At 73.0% G+C, this 16,589-nt stretch carries 18 protein-coding genes and 1 pseudogene; 8 read left to right on the top strand and 11 right to left on the bottom strand.

Features of this window, described 5'->3' with window-relative positions:
- Positions 1-92: 92 nt before the first annotated feature.
- A complete protein-coding gene (locus ACFYWG_RS08525; protein ID WP_385420241.1) occupies positions 93-746 on the bottom strand; it encodes a response regulator in 654 nt (217 codons plus the stop codon).
- On the bottom strand, positions 743-1,702 hold the full coding sequence (locus ACFYWG_RS08520; protein ID WP_389200088.1) for a sensor histidine kinase: 960 nt from the start codon (positions 1,700-1,702) through the stop codon (positions 743-745). Before ACFYWG_RS08520 ends, ACFYWG_RS08525 begins: the two co-directional genes overlap by 4 nt.
- Before the next feature lie 505 nt (positions 1,703-2,207).
- Here ACFYWG_RS08520 and ACFYWG_RS08515 point away from each other — a divergent pair.
- Together ACFYWG_RS08515 and ACFYWG_RS08510 are read left to right on the top strand one after the other, a co-directional pair.
- Entirely contained in the window at positions 2,208-2,495 is a 288-nt protein-coding gene (locus tag ACFYWG_RS08515) for a TraR/DksA family transcriptional regulator (RefSeq protein ID WP_383510100.1), read from the top strand.
- A 55-nt stretch (positions 2,496-2,550) separates the two neighbouring features.
- Positions 2,551-2,925 carry a TraR/DksA family transcriptional regulator gene (locus ACFYWG_RS08510; protein WP_389200086.1) on the top strand — a complete coding sequence of 125 codons (375 nt, stop codon included), beginning with the start codon at positions 2,551-2,553 and terminating at the stop codon, positions 2,923-2,925.
- A 118-nt stretch (positions 2,926-3,043) separates the two neighbouring features.
- Here ACFYWG_RS08510 and ACFYWG_RS08505 read toward each other — a convergent pair whose 3' ends face one another.
- Positions 3,044-3,964 carry a dihydropteroate synthase gene (locus ACFYWG_RS08505; RefSeq protein ID WP_389200084.1) on the bottom strand — a complete coding sequence of 307 codons (921 nt, stop codon included), beginning with the start codon at positions 3,962-3,964 and terminating at the stop codon, positions 3,044-3,046.
- 362 nt (positions 3,965-4,326) lie between these two features.
- On the opposite strand from ACFYWG_RS08505, the gene ACFYWG_RS08500 reads away from it, so the two are divergent.
- Positions 4,327-5,292 carry a YihY/virulence factor BrkB family protein gene (locus tag ACFYWG_RS08500; RefSeq protein WP_389200082.1) on the top strand — a complete coding sequence of 322 codons (966 nt, stop codon included), beginning with the start codon at positions 4,327-4,329 and terminating at the stop codon, positions 5,290-5,292.
- A gap of 51 nt (positions 5,293-5,343) precedes the next feature.
- Here ACFYWG_RS08500 and ACFYWG_RS08495 read toward each other — a convergent pair whose 3' ends face one another.
- The 4 genes and pseudogenes from ACFYWG_RS08495 to ACFYWG_RS08480 form a co-directional block, all read right to left on the bottom strand.
- Entirely contained in the window at positions 5,344-5,769 is a 426-nt protein-coding gene (locus tag ACFYWG_RS08495) for a DUF6003 family protein (RefSeq protein ID WP_383510049.1), read from the bottom strand.
- A gap of 181 nt (positions 5,770-5,950) precedes the next feature.
- A complete protein-coding gene (locus ACFYWG_RS08490) occupies positions 5,951-6,736 on the bottom strand; it encodes an SDR family NAD(P)-dependent oxidoreductase (RefSeq protein ID WP_389200079.1) in 786 nt (261 codons plus the stop codon).
- A gap of 231 nt (positions 6,737-6,967) precedes the next feature.
- A complete protein-coding gene (locus tag ACFYWG_RS08485) occupies positions 6,968-7,975 on the bottom strand; it encodes a trypsin-like serine peptidase (protein ID WP_389200077.1) in 1,008 nt (335 codons plus the stop codon).
- Between the two features lie 348 nt (positions 7,976-8,323).
- A pseudogene (locus ACFYWG_RS08480) lies at positions 8,324-8,779 on the bottom strand (SRPBCC family protein); the annotation flags it as partial.
- Between the two features lie 200 nt (positions 8,780-8,979).
- Between ACFYWG_RS08480 and ACFYWG_RS08475 the strand changes: the two are divergent.
- Positions 8,980-9,381, top strand: a complete 402-nt coding sequence (locus ACFYWG_RS08475; protein ID WP_385420279.1) for a hypothetical protein — start codon at positions 8,980-8,982, stop codon at positions 9,379-9,381.
- Between the two features lie 412 nt (positions 9,382-9,793).
- On the opposite strand, the gene ACFYWG_RS08470 is transcribed toward ACFYWG_RS08475, so the two are convergent.
- Entirely contained in the window at positions 9,794-10,081 is a 288-nt protein-coding gene (locus ACFYWG_RS08470) for a zinc-ribbon domain-containing protein (RefSeq protein WP_383510039.1), read from the bottom strand.
- A 152-nt stretch (positions 10,082-10,233) separates the two neighbouring features.
- On the opposite strand from ACFYWG_RS08470, the gene ACFYWG_RS08465 reads away from it, so the two are divergent.
- Complete coding sequence (locus ACFYWG_RS08465) at positions 10,234-10,725, top strand: DUF5949 family protein (RefSeq protein ID WP_383510036.1); 492 nt, start codon at positions 10,234-10,236, stop codon at positions 10,723-10,725.
- A gap of 98 nt (positions 10,726-10,823) precedes the next feature.
- Here the strand turns inward: ACFYWG_RS08465 and pgm are convergent, their stop codons facing one another.
- Entirely contained in the window at positions 10,824-12,464 is a 1,641-nt protein-coding gene (gene pgm, locus ACFYWG_RS08460; protein ID WP_385420228.1) for a phosphoglucomutase (alpha-D-glucose-1,6-bisphosphate-dependent), read from the bottom strand.
- Between the two features lie 398 nt (positions 12,465-12,862).
- The gene (locus tag ACFYWG_RS08455; protein ID WP_376327384.1) at positions 12,863-13,291 is read right to left on the bottom strand and encodes a hypothetical protein; all 429 of its coding nucleotides are present in this window, start codon (positions 13,289-13,291) and stop codon (positions 12,863-12,865) included.
- 186 nt (positions 13,292-13,477) lie between these two features.
- Between ACFYWG_RS08455 and ACFYWG_RS08450 the strand changes: the two genes are divergently transcribed.
- The 3 genes from ACFYWG_RS08450 (at position 13,478) to ACFYWG_RS08440 (ending at position 15,084) form a co-directional block, all read left to right on the top strand.
- Positions 13,478-13,627, top strand: a complete 150-nt coding sequence (locus ACFYWG_RS08450) for a hypothetical protein (RefSeq protein ID WP_376327385.1) — start codon at positions 13,478-13,480, stop codon at positions 13,625-13,627.
- A 108-nt stretch (positions 13,628-13,735) separates the two neighbouring features.
- The gene (locus ACFYWG_RS08445; RefSeq protein WP_389200073.1) at positions 13,736-14,614 is read left to right on the top strand and encodes a hypothetical protein; all 879 of its coding nucleotides are present in this window, start codon (positions 13,736-13,738) and stop codon (positions 14,612-14,614) included.
- Positions 14,615-14,760: 146 nt separating this feature from the next.
- Positions 14,761-15,084 (top strand): antibiotic biosynthesis monooxygenase family protein, encoded by a 324-nt coding sequence (locus tag ACFYWG_RS08440; RefSeq protein WP_376327389.1) that lies wholly within the window; start codon positions 14,761-14,763, stop codon positions 15,082-15,084.
- 150 nt (positions 15,085-15,234) lie between these two features.
- Here the strand turns inward: ACFYWG_RS08440 and ACFYWG_RS08435 are convergent, their stop codons facing one another.
- Entirely contained in the window at positions 15,235-16,587 is a 1,353-nt protein-coding gene (locus tag ACFYWG_RS08435; protein ID WP_385420223.1) for a diacylglycerol/lipid kinase family protein, read from the bottom strand.
- Positions 16,588-16,589: the final 2 nt, after the last annotated feature.

The raw sequence follows: 16,589 nt of genomic DNA, 5'->3' as shown, positions 1-16,589 counted from the left end.
GGAGGAGACGCAGCCCGGGCGGGTCTTGGCGCGGGGTGCCCGGGGGCCCGGCCGGGGCGTTGGCGGCTGGGCCCCCGGTCGGTCCGGGAGGCTCACGGTTCGATCAGGCCCGCGCGGATGGCATAGCGGGTCAGCTCCAGGCGGTCGCGCAGGCCGAGCTTGTGCAGCAGGTTCGCGCGGTGGCGCTGGACCGTCTTGATGCTGATGTACAAAAGATCGGCGATCGACTGCGAGGAGTGTCCCTCGGCCACCAGCTTCAGGACCTCCTCCTCGCGCGGGGTGAGCACGTGGTCGGGGGTCTCCTCGCCGTGCCGGGCCCGGTCGAGGTAGTTGCGGATCAGGGCGGTCACCGCGCCGGGGTACAGGAACGGCTCGTCGCGCATCGCGGCCCGGCACGCGGCGACCAGGTCGCGGTCGGCGACGGACTTCAGCACATAGCCGCTGGCACCGGCCTTGAGGGCCTGGAAGAAGTACTGCTCGTTGTCGTGCATGGTCAGGATCAGGATGCGCAGCCCCGGCTTCAGGCCGGCCAGTTCGCGGGCGGCCTGCAGACCGGTCATGCGGGGCATGGCGATGTCCAGCACGGCGAGGTCGACGTCGTGGCGGCGGGCCTGCTCGACCGCGTCGGCGCCGTCGCCCGCCTCGGCGACCACCTGCAGTTCCGGTTCCTGGTCGAGGATGAGCCGCACGCCGCGGCGCACCAGGGCGTGGTCGTCGGCCAGCAGGATGCGGATGTTCTCGGTCATGAGGAGGGCTGCTTCCTGGGCACGGGCACGGTGAGCTTGACCTGCGTTCCGGCGCGCGGCGCGGGGGTGATGTCCAGGGCGGCCCCGATGAGCAGGGCGCGCTCTCGCATGCCGAGGATGCCGGCGCCCTCCCGCGGGGCCTTGATGCCGCAGCCGTCGTCGGTCACGGCCAGGACCACGCCGGCCTCGGAGTGGTGCAGCGCCACGACGGCACCGCGGGCGTCCGCGTGGCGGGCGACGTTGGTGAGGGACTCCTGGGCGACGCGGTACAGGACCAGTTCCGTCTCCGGTTCCAGCGGGGGCAGGTCGGTGACGAAGCGGCGGGTGACCTGCAGCCCGGTGTGGGTGGCGAAGTCCTCGGTCAGCGAGGTGAGGGCACTGACCAGGCCGAGGTCGTCGAGCACCCCGGGGCGCAGGCGGCGCACCAGCCGGCGGACCTCGTCCAGGCTCTCCCGGGTGATCTCCTGCACCTCGTGCAGGTCCTTGCGCAGCGGTTCCGGTGCCTCGTCCGTGGCCCGCTTGAGCCCCAGCAGGATCGCGGTCATGCTCTGCCCGACCTCGTCGTGCAGCTCCTGGGCGATGCGGCGGCGTTCGGCCTCCTGGGCGAGCAGGACCCGGCCGCTGCTGGCGGCCCGTTCGTGCTCCAGCCGCTCCAGCATGGCGTTGAAGGTGCGGATCAGCTCGGCGACCTCGCCGCCGCCGTACGCGGACAGCCGCTGCCCGGGGCGCAGCAGGTCCACGGTGGTCATCAGGCCGGTCAGCCGGCCCAGCGGGGCCAGTCCCCAGCGCAGCAGCGCGGCGTTGGCCACCAGCATCACCGCCAGGCCGCCGAGCAGGATGATGGCCTCGGTCAGCAGCACCGGCACCGACACGGTCACCGGCGCCCACAGCAGCAGTCCTGTGGCCGTGCCCAGGACGACGGCGTTCAGGGCGAAGATCCGCCAGAACAGCGACACCGGTCGTCAGCCTCCTTCTGTGCTACGGCCTGCCTCGGCTGTCGGGCGTCGGACGGCCCGGACCGGCTGCCGTGCCTGACCGTCGGCCAGGCCTCCGGGCCAGCCTGCCCGCCCTTGCCCTCGCCGGTATATGGGGTCCGGCCCCCATTTCCCCGAGCGCGGTATGCCCACGGCCCCGCAGTCTGCATCCCGCGCACCGCCGCATATGGGTTCCGCGCCCGATAGGCATTCCGGGCTTCCGGGACCAGGGTTGAGGACACGACCGGGCACCCGATGCGCCCGCCACCGGGCCGGGCACCGCCCCGCTACGGAACTCGCACCGACACCACCAGGAACCGCACCCCCGCCCACCCACACGCGCTCCGGCACCCCCAGCCCCAGCCCCAGCCCCAGCCGCACAGCGCGGTGCCCGACCACCCGTCCGAGCGCACCGACGCCCGGCCAACGGAGAGGAACCAGCCCAGTGACCGTCGACGCACCCCTCACCGACCCCCGCCCCGAGCGCATGACCACCCACGAGGTGCGCCGGCGCCTGGAGCATGCCCGCAGCACCCGGCTGACGCAGTTGCAGGCGCTCGAGGAGACCGGGCAGGGCGTGGACGAGCACCTGACGTCGACGCAGCGGGACGCCATCCGGCGGGTCCTGAAAGAGATCGACGACGCCTTCACCCGGGTCGAGCGCGGCAGCTACGGCACCTGCCTCGGCTGCGCCGAGCCCGTCCCCGGGGAGCGGCTGGAGATCCTCCCCTACACGCCGTACTGCGTTGCCTGCCAGCGCCGCGCCGCGGCCTGACAGGGCGGCCGCCGTCCCCGCCGTCCTTCTCCGTCGCTCTGCCCGAGGGGTTGCAGTGGTGAATCACCAGCTCGTCGGCGACCGTCCGACGCATCTGACGCCCGAGGAGCTCGCCGCCCTGCGGGAGGACCTCGTGGAGCAGCGCCTGTTCCGCCGGGAGCAGTTGCGGCAGCTCGCCGCCGCGGCCCCGTCCCGCACGGACGGGCCGCGGCACGGCGATGCCGCCTCACAGGTCGAGGTCCACGTCAAGCTCGCCGCGTGCGCCCGCATGGTTCTCGCCGATGTGGAGGCGGCGCTGCGGCGCATGGACGAAGGCCGCTACGGCGTCTGCGAGCAGTGCCGGGGGCCCGTCGCGGCCGAGCGGCTGACGATCGTGCCGCAGGCCCGCTACTGCGGACGCTGCGGGCAGGTGAGGGAGGCCGTCCGGTGACCGCTCTGTCCGTATGCGCCGCCGGAGCGCGAACGGCGTTCAAGGTCGCCGGTCGCCTGCGCAGGAAGGCCATGGATCCGACCTGACATCCCCGATAGCCCCGCAGGGCCTGCTGCCGCTAGCCCTCCGACGTGTCCACCGGTCCGACGCTCAGTGCCCGGAGAGCAGCCAGTACCGCCCTGATCTTGGGCACTTCATGCGTGCGGTAAACGCCTGTTCCTCCCATATGCGCCAGCACCGCGAAGAACCCTTCGGCGGCACGGAACTCGTCCTCGAAAAGATCGAAAGCATGGGGCAAGGCATGACATATCGGAAGGCCGATGCGCCGCAGTCGGAATGTGTGGAGCAGGGACCTGGCCTGGTGGTTGATGCGAACATCGGCCGTTACAGAGCCCTTGTGGGAGAAGCCGATTCCTGGATCTATGGCGATACGCTCGACTCCCATCGAGCGAGCATGGTCGACTCGCTTGACGAAGTAGTCGACCATCCCGGAGACAGGGTCTTCGTCCACACCCCTTTCAGCCACATCCCGACAGTTGCTCCCTTCGACATGGCACAGAATCATCGTCGCCTGGCGGTGGGCCACGATCGGAAACATCTCCTCGTCCGACACGACTCCGCCGGTGTAGTTCAGCACCAGCGCACCTGCTTCCAGGCATGCGCGCGCTACGGCAGGTTCGTAAGTCTCGACCGAAACGGCGACACCTTGCCGCGCAAGCTCCTGCACGACCGGCACCAGAGCGGAGATCTGCTCTTCCGCGGCCACCTGCGCAGTACGAGGATTACTTGACTCAGCGCCGACATCGACGATGTCGGCTCCCTGCGCCGCGAGGACGAGCCCCTTGCGGACAGCGGACCGAGTCGAGGTCGCGATGCTCTCTCGATATCTCGAATCCTGCGAAAGATTGACGCATCCCATGATGACGGGAGTGGCGTCGACGTCGATACTTCGATTCCCCACGCGAAGCAAGTCGACGGGGTGGGACAGATCGGCCTCATACCGTGTCACCAGGTCTGCCAGCTCTCGGAGGGAAATCATCCGACCTCACTCTCGAACGAAACCACGATGGGGACAGATCGCCGCCATCCGGCGGGAGTTGGTGTACATACGCCGGTCATCTCGTCCTCCTCACCTGGCCCCTCAGGCGCTCGCCCCCACGTGGATACCGCATGCCCCGGTCATGTCGCATCGGCCGGGCCCGGGCCCTGGCGGAGCGGCTGGCGGTGTGAGGGCGGGCCCGCCCGTCGCGCGGGGGCCGCGGGGAGGCGGAGCCGGTGGCGTGCCGAGCGGGTGAGTGCCGGGGGCGGGACCGTGGGTCGGGAACGCGGAACCAGGTCGGACCACCAGGATTACGGGGCATCCGGGCAGGGAGCAGCCGTGCGACAAGGAGCGTTCACACCATGGGAACCGCCGTGCACGTCCCGCAGACCCGGGACATGATCGGGGAAGAACTCTCCGGAGACGAAGCGTTCGCCGCGTTGCGCCACTACGGGGGCTGGCGGTTCCTGATGGACTCCTTCGCCCGGTTCCGCTACGCGGACGGCTTCACCAACGCCCGGGCGCTGGCCTTCCAGGTGGTGGTCGGGCTCGTGCCGTGCACCGTGGCGCTCGTCGGACTGGCCACGTCGGTGCACACCGAGGCCGTGGGCCGGGTCATCGAGCTGACGCTGGGCCGGATCGTGCCGGGGGCGAGCGCGGAGATCGTGGAGGACGCCTTCGAAGGGACGCGGCGCACCGCCCACGGTGACGCCTGGAGCGCGGTGGCCCTCTGGCTCGGCCTCGGCTTCGCGCTGCTGAACCTGTCGTCGGCCATGGGGCAGATCGAGCGCGGCGCCAACCGCATCTACGGGATCGAGCGGGACCGCCCCCTGCCGCGCAAGTACGCCCGGTCGTTCGTGCTCGCCCTCGCCGCCGGTCTGCCGCTGGTCCTGGGGTTCGTCGTGCTGGTCGCGGGCAGGGCCGTGGGCGACGCCGTGGCCGAGACCGCGGGCTGGGAGGGCGACTTCGGACGGTGGTGGGCGGTGGTCGAGATCCCGCTGGGGCTCCTGCTGGCCTGGGTGGCCTCCGCGGTGATCTTCCGCTGGTCCCCGCGGCGCGTGCAGCCCGGCTACACGTGGCTGGCCTTCGGGTCGGCGGTGCATCTGCTGCTGTGGGTGGCGGCCACCTGGCTGCTCGCGCTGTACGTCGAGGAGAGCGGTGCCTTCGGCGCCGTGTACGGGCCGCTGACCGCGTTCATCGCGCTGCTGCTGTGGGCGAACCTGACGGCGGTGGCGCTGTTCCTCGGCATCGCGTTCGCCGCCCAGCTGGAAGCGGCCCGGGCCGGGATCGAATCGGCTGTCGAGCCGGATCCCGGACCGGGCGCGTGAAGCCGGACGGGTCGGGGGCGGCTCCGGCGCCGGCAGCCGCCCGCCGCGTCGTCAGCTGCTCGCCGCGGCGGTCACCGTGGCGGGGTCCACTCCGGTCAGTTCGACGATGCGGTGCGGTGGCACGCCGGCGGCCAGGGCGCGTCCGATGAGGCCGTCGCGGCCGTCGGCGCTGTCGCGGTAGGCGAGAAGTTCCTCTTCGAGGCGGGCGAGGGACTCCGGTGTCATGGTGTGGCGCAGCCGGCTGAGTTCCTCGTCGCCGAGCGGGACGGGCACGCTCTCGGCGTCGGCCGGGATGGCTCCGGTCTCCTCCGGCGGCAGCAGCCGCAGGTACGGGGAGGTGGGCGTGGCGTCGTGGGCGTCCAGCCAGGCGCGTACCGCGGGCGTCTCCATGCAGGCCAGCTCGCCGACGGCGGCCGGGGGCACGCCGAGCGGCGCGGACGGGTCGTCCAGCAGGAACAGGTAGGCGTCGTCGGTCAAGGCAGGCTCCTTCACGCGGTGGGGGGCTGATGGACCTCCCTTTACCCCGCCGCGTCCGGATTAGCGCCGCGCGATCACACGGATGAGCCCGTACGGCACAGCGGCGGGCGGGCGTCGTCCGTCGAGAAGGCGTGCCCGCACCGTGCGGCCGGACCGGGAGAGTCCCGGTACTGACGGTTCGTCACTCGTGCAGCGCTTGGTGGAAGCCGGTGTGGACCGCGGTGAGGCCGCCGTCGACCACCAGGGCCGTGCCGGTGATCCAGGAGGCGTCGCGGGAGGCCAGGAAGGTCACGGCGGCGGCGATGTCCTCCGGCTCCCCGACCCGGCCCAGCGGGTACAGGTGGCGCACGGCCTCCAGGTCGGCGTCCCGGCCCTCCCACGCGCTGGTGCGCACGGTGCCGGGCACCACGAGGTTGACGCGGACGCCGCGTGCGGCCGCGCGTCCCGCCAGGGTGCGGGTCAGCGAGGCCAGACCGGCCTTGGCGGCGCTGTAGGCGTGGTTGCCGAAGTCCTGGACGCCGTTGACCGAGCCGACGGAGACGATCGCGCCGCGCCCGGAGTCCACCAGGTGCGGCAGGGCGGCGCGGCAGCAGCGGTAGGCGCCGGTGAGGGTGACGTCCAGGTCCCGCGCCCAGGACTCGTCCGGCTGCTCCTCGAAGCGGGGCCCGTCGGGCGAGCAGTGGGCGGCGCAGTTGACCAGGACGTCGAGTGAGCCGAAAGTGCGTACGGCGTGGGCGACGGCGGCGTCCACCGCTTCCTGGTCGGTGACGTCGCAGGCGCACGCCGCGGCCGTGAACCCCTGTTCCGACAGGTCCCGTGCCGTCCGCCGCGCCGCGTCCGGGTCCTGGTCCGCGACCAGGACCCGTCCGCCTTCCGTTGCGAACCGGCGGGCGGTGGCGGCGCCGATGCCGCGTCCCCCGCCGGTGATGAGAACTCCGTACCCCTCGAAGCGCGTGGTGTTCGTCATGGGCCGACCGTACTGCCTGTCAGGACCGTCGCGCCGGGCCCTTCAGGGTGCGGTCGGCGCGTGCGGCACCGCGGGCGACCGCCGCGGCTTCGAGGGAGAGCGGCGAGCAGCGGAGCGCTCACCGGCCGACCGGCCGGCGGAGGTTCGGTGGCCGGCCGAACCCCGCAGCGCGCGCCGGACTTGCCGCCGCTCCCCCTCGGTCACGGGCCGGCGGGAGCGGCGGAAGCCGGGTCAAGAGGACTGGGCGCTGTGGTACAGGTTCTGCGCGTCCGCGCCGAAGTACGGGCCGTACATGGCGTTGGGCAGGAAGTTGTACTTGAAGCTGTTCACGGAGGACTGCAGACCGGTCCCGGTCGCCTCGTCGAACTGCGTGAACCAGGGGCCGCCGCTGGAGCCGCCGGTCATGTTGCAGGTCAGCCCGTGGTCGCCGGAGAGCAGGAAGTCGCGGAACGTGGTGCCGCTGCAGTAGATGAACTTCTCGCCGTCGTAGGGCGCCGCGGCGGGGAAGCCGAAGGAGTACATGGGCTTGCTGTAGCCGGTGTTGAAGGCCACGCCCTGGCCGCCGACGGCGTCGGTGAGCCTCGTGCCGTCCAGCGGGGCGACGACGGCGGCGCCGATGTCGTAGTTGATGTCCTCACCCGCCGTCCACTGCGGCGTGGAGAGGAGCTTGGCCGCGGTCCAGGTGCCGTACGGGCGCTGGCCGTCGCGGTAGCCGGGCACGAAGACCCAGTTGGTGTGCCAGGCGCCCTGCATCTTCACGCAGTGACCGGCTGTCAGCACCGTGGACTTGTTGGCGCTGGTGACGGCGTTGCCGGAGCAGGAGGCTGTGCGCCCCTGGTAGGTGAAGAAGACCCGGCCCGCGGTCCTGGTCACCGCTCCCCCGCCGGCCCAGGGCCCGCCGCCGTGCGGGAAGGCCAGGGGGCCGACGGCCGAGGCGGGCGCGCTGGGCGGCACGACGGCGGTCCGGCCCTTGCGCGGGGCCGCCCTGCGCACGTCGGAGGGATCGACGGTCAGCACGTCGAGCGGGGTGGCCTCACGCATCCGTTGGGCCGTCCAGAAGGACAGGGCGCGTTCCTGCGCCGCGGGACTCAGGACGCCGGGGTCCGGTGCGGCGCCGGCGGGTGCGGCGGTGACGCCGGTCGCCAGCAGGGCGGCGACGCCGGCGAGTGCGCCGAGGAGGGTGCGGCGGACGGGGGTGCTGCCGCCGGAGGAGCGAGGGCTGCGGGGTCTGCCTATCACGCGGTCTCCTTCTGCTGTGGGGGCCGGGCGGCGGGGTGCCGGTCCGCCCGGTCAGGCAGGGGTGCCACTGCGGACAGTCAGAGGGCAGCGTGCCACCGCAGAAGGAATATGAACAGGTGCATGTCAATACGATGGCCGAAATGCCGCGCGTGGTGCGGTGCGCGGGGGCACGGAGAAGGACCCGGCCTCCGGAACGGAGACCGGGTCCTTCAGGAACCGTGGGCGTCAGAAGGCGGAGCCGGGACCGCCCATGCCGCCGGTGCCGCCGGGACCGGCCAGCGGGTCGGTGCCGGCCACCGGACCCGTACCGCCGACGGGGCCCGTGCCGCTGGTGGGGCCGGGGGCGCCGCCCGGCCGGATCCGGCCGCGCCACGCGCCGGACTCGGCGCCGCGCTCCTCGATGTACTCCTTGAAGCGCTTCATGTCGCCCTTGACCCGGCGGTCGATCGTGCCCACCATGTCCGCGACCTTGTCCATCGCCCCGCTGGGCTCGACCTCCATCACCAGCTCCACCCGGGTGTGGGTGTCGTCCACGCGCTCGAAGCGCACGGAGCCCCGCTGGTTGGTGTCGCCGCTGGTCGTCCGCCAGGTGACGCGCTCGTCGGGCAGCTGGTCGACGATCTCCGTGTCGAACTCGCGGCGCACTCCGCCGATCTTCGTCGTCCAGTGGTTGTGACGGTCGTCGATCTGCCTGACCTCCTCCACGCCCTCCATGAAGTTCGGGAACTCCTCGAACTGCGTCCACTGGTTGTAGGCGGTGTGCACGGGGACGCCGACTTCCACGGTTTCCTTGACGGTGCTCATTCGTCTGCCTCCGTATTCACTGATCGACTGCGGGAGGCCCATCGGCCCACTCAGGTCCGGGCCCGTGGTCACCGGGTACCCGGGACGCGACGGTTGCCACCTCCCCGTCGGCGGAGATCGCGCCGTCCCCCTCATCGACCTCGTCGCACGCGGATACGATCTCCGCCGTGCGCCTTCCCCGTTCCGCCTCGGGCTGGACCATGGCCGTGTTCGGCGTGCTCGCCGCCGCCCTCGGAGCCGTCGGTCTGGTCTCCCCCGCCGCGCAGCTCGCACTGCTGGGACTGCCCGCCCCGGGCGACCGCGCGGCCGGGGACCTCACCCCCGCGTTCATGACGGCGTCGTCGATGGCGGCGCTCAACATGGGCGTCTACTACGTCCTGGCGGCGCTGGCCGACTGGCGCCCCTTCTTCCGGTGGACCGTGCCCTTCCGGCTGCTCACCTGCGCGGTGTTCACGCTTGCCGCGCTCACCGGCCGGGCCCCCGGCGCGTTCGTCGGCGTCGGGCTGTGGGAAGGCGCCGGAGCACTCGCCACGGCGGCAGCGCTGCGGTACGACCGCCGTCGGGCAGAGACCCCGGCGCCCGGAGCGCTGCCGGCGGGCTGACCGGCTTCGGCGGCACCGGGCCTGGGCAGCCGCGCGGCGAACGTCGCGACGGCAGGTCGGCCGTTCGTGCCGGGAGGGCGGGGTTCGTGCCAGGGCGACGTCCCTACCGGGGCGTTCACGCGGCGGGGGCGGCGTTCACACGGCGGTAGCGGCGGTCACGCGGCAAGGGTGGCCGTCCTGGCCGTCTCCGCCGTCTCCGAGCGGGAACCCCGCCCGAGTTGGGGAGTTGGCGGTCCCGTCGGCGTCATGATCCGGGACGCTACGGCCGGGACGTCTCGGCCGGCGTCGATGCGGCACCGGGCGAGAGCCGACGCCTCACCGGGAACGCGCGGGCGCGAGGAGGCGGCGTCCCGGGGCCGGGCGGAACCGGCCCGGGACGGCGCCCCCGTCAGGACCCGGGTCGGATGCCGGATCAGAAGCGGTGCTGCTGCTGCGGCTGCCCGTGCGCCTGGCCGCCGGGACCGGACGCGTCCTGGGCCCGGAGCTGCTCGGCCTGTTCCTTGGTCAGCTTCTGCTCCGCACCGCAGAAGGTGCACTGCGTCTGGTACTTCGTCGAAATCGGGAACAGCGGGACGAAGAAGAGGGTGAACTTCGTGACGCGCTTCCTCAGTGTGTGCGCGGCGGGGTTGCCGCAGCGGCCGCACACCAGCGTCAGTATCGCCAGCTGGTACAGGTAGCCCTTGGTGCCGAAGATGATCACGTGTGGTCCTTCCCGGGTCGGATCTTCCTCCAGTGTCCTGTATCCCCGGTTCCCGGTGCGCACCCCTCGATCGTGTGGAGAGCCCGGTGCCGTGTGGGCCGGACGGGTGACGGCGGGCCGGACGGGGCCGGGTACGCCGATACCGTGCCGCGGTGACCTCGATCTCACCCGAAACGCAGTCCGTACCCACCGACGACCTGGGCTCGCTCGTCGTCCAGTCCTGGCGGGGCACGACCCCCCAAGGGGACGTCCCCTACCTTCTGGCCTGCTCCCTCGGAGACGGCGCGGGCGGTCCGGAGGCCACGTCGAAGGCCGTCGAGCAGCTACTGGCGAGCGCCGGGCTGCCCCTGGGTGAGGGTCTCGTGCACGCCACCCAGCGGCCCAGCATGCCGGTGAGCCTGCTCGTCGTGCCGGGGTCGGCCGTCCTGACCGTGCAGCACCTCAAGTCGCAGTTCGTCCCGCCGGAGAGCTGGCTGGAGGCCGTGGCCGAACTCGGCTTCGCCTACCTCATCTTCGCCACCCGCCCCTGGCCGGCCGGCGCCGAGCCCGGTGACGCGCAGGCCCTCGCCGCCTTCACCTCGGACGAGGAGGCGATGGCCTCCTCGGCGCACGTCGTCCTGCCGGCCCGCAGCCTGCGCTCCTGAGACACCGCTCCGGTCCGGCCGTGCCGAAACGGCCCGTCCCCGGGACACCGCAGCCCGGGCCGCGTGGAGGCGGCCCGGGCTGCGGTGTGGGCCGGGGCTCAGGCGGACAGGGCCGCCAGCACCACGGCCTGGGCCTCCTCCTGGACCCGCGCCAGGTGGTCGGGGCCGAGGAAGGACTCGGCGTAGACCTTGTAGACGTCCTCGGTGCCCGAGGGGCGGGCCGCGAACCAGGCGTTGTCGGTGGTCACCTTGATGCCGCCGATGGCCGCGCCGTTCCCGGGGGCCTCGGTGAGGACGGCCGTGACGGCGTCGCCGGCCAGCGTGTCCGCGGTGACCTGCGCCGGGGACAGCTTCGCGAGCAGGGCCTTCTCCTCGCGGGTGGCGGGCGCGTCGATGCGCGCGTAGGCGGGCTCGCCGAAGCGGGCGGTCAGCGCCGCGTAGTGCTGCGAGGGGGTCTTGCCCGTGACGGCGGTGATCTCCGACGCGAGCAGCGCCAGGAGGATGCCGTCCTTGTCGGTGGTCCACACGGAACCGTCCCGCCGCAGGAAGGACGCACCGGCCGACTCCTCGCCGCCGAAGCCGATGGTGCCGCCGATCAGCCCGTCGACGAACCACTTGAACCCGACCGGCACCTCGACCAGTTCGCGGCCCAGGTCGGCGGCGACGCGGTCGATCATCGCGGAGGACACCAGGGTCTTGCCGACGCCGGTGGCGGCCGGCCAGCGGTCGCGGTGGGCGTAGAGGTAGGAGATCGCGACGGCCAGGTAGTGGTTGGGGTTCATCAGGCCCGCGTCCGGCGTGACGATGCCGTGCCGGTCGGCGTCGGCGTCGTTGCCGGTGGCCACCTGGAAGCGGTCGCGCTGCTCGATGAGCGAGGCCATCGCGTACGGCGACGAGCAGTCCATGCGAATCTTGCCGTCCCAGTCCAGCGTCATGAAACGCCAGGTGGGGTCGGTGTGCGGGTTGACCACGGTCAGGTCGAGACCGTGCTGCTCGGCGATGCGGCCCCAGTAGGCGACCGACGCCCCGCCCAGCGGGTCGGCGCCGATGCGCACCCCGGCCGTGCGGATCGCGTCCAGGTCGAGCACGCCGGGCAGATCGGCGACGTACGCGCCCAGGAAGTCGTAGCGGCCGGTGCCCGGGGCGGCCAGGGCCCGGGCGTAGGGGATGCGGCGCACGTCCTTCAGACCACCGCGGATGATCTCGTTGGCCCGGTCCTGGATCCAGGAGGTGGCGTCGGAGGCGGCGGGGCCGCCGCTGGGCGGGTTGTACTTGAAGCCGCCGTCGCCGGGCGGGTTGTGCGACGGCGTCACGACGACGCCGTCCGCGAGGCCGGTGGTGCGGCCGCGGTTGTGGGCGAGGATGGCGAGGGAGACCGCCGGGGTCGGCGTGTAGCCGTCCGCCTGGTCGATCAGCACGGTCACCTCGTTGGCGGCGAACACCTCCAGGGCGGTGACGCGCGCGGGCTCGGACAGGGCGTGCGTGTCGGCGCCCAGGAAGAGGGGGCCGTCGATGCCCTGCTCGGCGCGGTACTCGCAGATGGCCTGGCTCGTGGCGGCGATGTGGTCGTCGTTGAAGGCGCTCGCCAGCGACGAGCCGCGGTGCCCGGAGGTCCCGAACGCGACGCGCTGCCCCGGGTCGTCGAGGTCCGGGTGGAGCGCGTAGTAGGCGGTGACCAGCCTGGCGACGTCGACGAGATCCTCGGGTCCGGCCGGACTGCCCGCTCGCTGGTGCTGCATGGCCCGCTCCTCCGCATGGGTTGTTCTTTCGCTTGTGTCACATCCTTCCCCGTCACGCCGGCGCCGCGCGAGGGGACCACCCCGGCCGTGACCGGATGCGCGTGCCCGTCGTCCGACGGTGAGCCCGGTGAGGTCCGGTGAGTCCGGTGAGTCCGGTGAGTCCGGTGAGTCCGGTGAGGGCACGCAGGGCCTGGCGGCGGGCGCGAGGGCCGGGCCGTAAGCCGGACGCCGTGCGAGGGCCCGCGTGACGTCGGCGCGAACCGGCGCCTCGGCCCGTCAGCGCTTGCGGGCGCTTCCGGGCGCACGAGAGGGCGGCGCTACGGGTCCCCGGATCGACCGGTGACGCGCCGCGCCGCCTGTGCCCCTCGTGGCCGGCACGCCGTACGTGCCGGCCACGTTCAGATCCGCCCGCCGGTGAGCCGGGTGAGCGGCCCGTGCGCACCGCGCTCCGCGCGGCGGCCCACGGCGTAGGAGGCCGCGCTGAGCACGGTGAGGCCGGCTCCGACACCCGCGGCGACGAGCTTGCGGTGGGCGATGACCGTCCAGGCCGTCTTCGCCGTGGCGGCGACATGACCGGAGGCCGTCACGACCGCCTGACGCCCGGCCTCGACCGACTTGGCCGCGGTCTGTGCCGCCGCCTTCGTCGTCTCGGCCGTGCGCTCGGCGCCCGCCTTGGCCGCTGACGTGGCGTCACCGGCCTTACCAGCCGCACGCTTCGTGGCCTGGGACGCCGGCGCGGTCGCCTTGTCCGTGGCGCTTCGGGCCTTGGACTCGGCCGTCCGCGTCGCGGTCGCCTTCTGATTCGTGCGCTTGTTCTCTTCAGTCATGTGACACCGCCTTGCCTCTGACTCCGGACGCAAACCATTCCGGTCGCGCGCCGGTCGGAGGACCGGGGGCCTGAGCACCGCGGGACGGGGGTAGTCGGGCTACGGACGGGCACTACACGAACTCACGAACCCGAGAATTCAAGACCTCAAGAACTCGACTCACGACTTCACCGAGGAAGGTGCGTCATGGCCGGAATGCTCAACCGCATCAAGGACTTCGCTCGCAGCCCGCAGGGCCGGAGGGCCATGGAGGAGGCACGCCGGGCCGCCGCCGATCCCCGCAAGCGGGCGCAGGCCCAGCGCCTGCTCGGCAAGCTGCGGGGCCGCGGACACTGACACCGGAAGTCCTGTTCGCCCCGTTGGCCAACTCTTCGCCCCGGTAGGTGTGTTGGCGTCCGTCTTGGGCACCTGGGTGGCGTCACACACCTGAGAGGAGCTGGTTTCATGGTCGGGGCAGGCAACGGCAGGAGGCTCTGCGCCTTAGGGATCGCCGGTGTCCTGGCGGGAACGGTGCTGGTCGGCTGCGGCGACGACGGCGACGCGCAGGACGGGGCGGGGGCCTCCTCGGCGAGGACGAGCGCCGGGGCCGAGGAGCAGGGCACGCGGGCGGTGCGCTCGGCCTACGACAGGACGGCCGAGGAGGACACCGCCAAGGTGCGGCTGCGGGTGCGGACCTCCGCCGACGGCCGCTCGGAGACCGCGAACGGGCAGGGCGCGGTCGACTTGGAGGACGGGGACAGCGCCATGACTCTCGGCGTGCAGGGTCAGCGCATCGAGCAGCGGGTGATCGACCGGATCCTGTACCAGAGGATGCCCGAGGGCCAGGCGCCCGGCGGCAAGCCCTGGATCAGGATCGACATCGGGAAGGTCGCCGCACAGCAGGGCGCCGGCGACGGCTCCGTGAGCGATCCGGCGCAGTCGGCGGCGTATGCCAAGGCGATCACCGACAAGGGCGTGGCGAAGAAGGGCACGGAGACGATCGGCGGAGTGCGCACGACCCGCTACGGCGTCTTGGTCGACGTCGCCGAACTGCCCGACGGCGGCACCCTGCGCAAGCAGGTCGGCCCCACCCTGCCGATGGACGTGTGGCTCGACGACGAGGGCCGGATGCGGCGGCAGCAGATCGAGATGACCGTCAAGGCACCGGCGCAGTCGCAGGAGGGCTCGTCCTCGGACGCCTCGGCCGCACCGCAGCGGTTCACGGTGCGCACGGTCACGGACTTCACCGACTTCGGCACCGACGTGGCCGTCGACGCGCCCCCGGCCGGGCAGGTCACCGACATGACCGGCAAGCTCCTCAAGCAGGGCGGCAAGCAGAGCTGATCCCGGGCCCCGCCCCCGTGGCGCGGCCCGGCCGCGGACCCTCCGTGCGTGGTCGTCCGCGGCCGGCGGCCGTCCGGTGCGGGCGGAGGCGCACCGGGACCGCCACCGGCGGCCGTCGCGGACGCCGTATGGGGCAGGATGGGGCCATGAGCGTAGTCAAGATCAACGTGCTGACCGTGCCCGCCGAGCAGCGGGAGACGCTGGAGAAGCGCTTCGCCTCCCGTGCGCACGCCGTGGAGAACTCCGACGGCTTCGAGTGGTTCGAGCTGCTGCGGCCCGTGGAGGGCACCGACACCTACCTCGTCTACACGCGCTGGCGGGACGAGGCGTCCTTCCAGGCGTGGATGGACGGGCCCATGAAGTCGGCGCACCAGGGCGGCGGTGAGGGCGAGCGTCCCCGGCCCGCCGCGAGCGGCTCGACCCTGTGGTCCTTCGAGGTCGTGCAGCAGGCGGGCCCGAAGAGCGCCTGAGCCGACGCGATCCCGCCGCGGAGGTCTCCGCGGCCCGTCGGCCCCGGAACCACCCTGCCGCGGTCCCCGTTCCCGGCGCAACGCCGAACCGCTGAGGTCCCCCCTGCCGCGCGGCAGGGGGGACCTCGTGCGTGACGGGCGGGCCCGGTGTCAGGCGCGGCGGGAACGGCTGGGCGCCGCGGTACGGCCGACGGCGGCCGCCAGTTTGCGCAGCTGCCGCCAGTCCAGGCGCGGCGGCGCCTCGGGCACCCCGGGCCGCTCACGGGGCACCCGCACGCGCAGGGCGCGGCGGGCGATGCGGCAGTGGACGGGCGAGGGCAGGGTGAGCGCCTCACCGTCCAGGCCGACCTCCAGGTGCGGTTCGTCGGCCTCGACCACGACGTGCTGCGCGGTCAGCACCGTCAGGCCCTCCGGGCGCGGCGAGAGCAGCAGTTCGGCCGCCTCGACGGCGCTGTCCACGCGGACGGCGAGCACGCCGAGCCGCCCGGAGTTGAGCCGTTCGCGCCGGCCGAAGCCGAAGGGGTCGTCCATGCGGTAGGCGTTGTTGCTCACCAATACGGCCTGCGGGTCGGCGATGGTCGTGCCGTCGGCCCGCGCGGTCAGGCGCGGGCCGCTCTGCCGGGTCAGCAGGTCGGGCAGCCGCTCCAGGGCGGCGCCCACCTTGTCCTCGCGGTACCCGGGGCTCTGCACGACGGCCCCGTACACGCCGAAGGAGGCGTTGTTGACGAACGGGCGGTCGTCGGCGAAGCCGAGGTCGACGCGGAGCTCCACGCCGTCGGTGAGGGCGTCCAGGCAGGTCGCCGGGTCGTCACGGTCCAGGCCGAGGTCCATCGCGAAGTGGTTGCGGGTGCCGGCCGCGATGACGAGGAAGGGCAGGCCGTGCTGCGCGGCGACGGCGGCGACCAGGGCCTGGGTGCCGTCGCCGCCCCCGACGCCGAGGAGATCGGCTCCGTCGGCCACGGCGGCGCGGGCCAGGGCGGTGACGTCCTGCCGCTGGTCCGGATCGAGCAGGACGACCCGGGCGCCCAGCGCCTCGGCCTTCTCCCTGAGCTGGAACTTCTCCACCTTGCCGCCGCCGGAACGGGGGTTGAGCAGCAGGAAGGGGCGCTGGGGCGGGGGCGTGCGGTACTCCTTGACGCGCACCGGCCGAAGTCCGGTGCTGCGCAGGGCGTACCGGCCGCTCCACACCGCGCCGGACCACAGCAGCAGGGACACGAACACCACCCAGAGCAGGTTGGCGGCGGCGTAGAGGGTGATGAGGGTGACCGGGGCGACGAGGGCCAGCGTGGCGGCCGCCATGCGCACCACACCCCGCCGGGACAGGACCCACCACAGCGCGGCGGCGGTCAGGGCCAGCCCCGCCACGCCGGCCGCGAGCAGCAGCAGTCCGCCCAGCCCGCCCGCGACGAGGGGCAGCAGCACCGCGAGGGCGGCGGCGGCCAGGGCCGCCCTCGCGGCCCATCGCTGCCGGCGGTGGTGCTGCTCGCTCATCGCCGATCCCATCT

It is taken from the genome of Streptomyces sp. NPDC003456, assembly GCF_042878735.1.
In the GTDB taxonomy this organism is placed as follows: domain Bacteria; phylum Actinomycetota; class Actinomycetes; order Streptomycetales; family Streptomycetaceae; genus Streptomyces.
The sequence above is the reverse complement of the archived record's forward strand: the minus strand, read 5'-3'. Positions and strand labels throughout refer to the sequence as shown.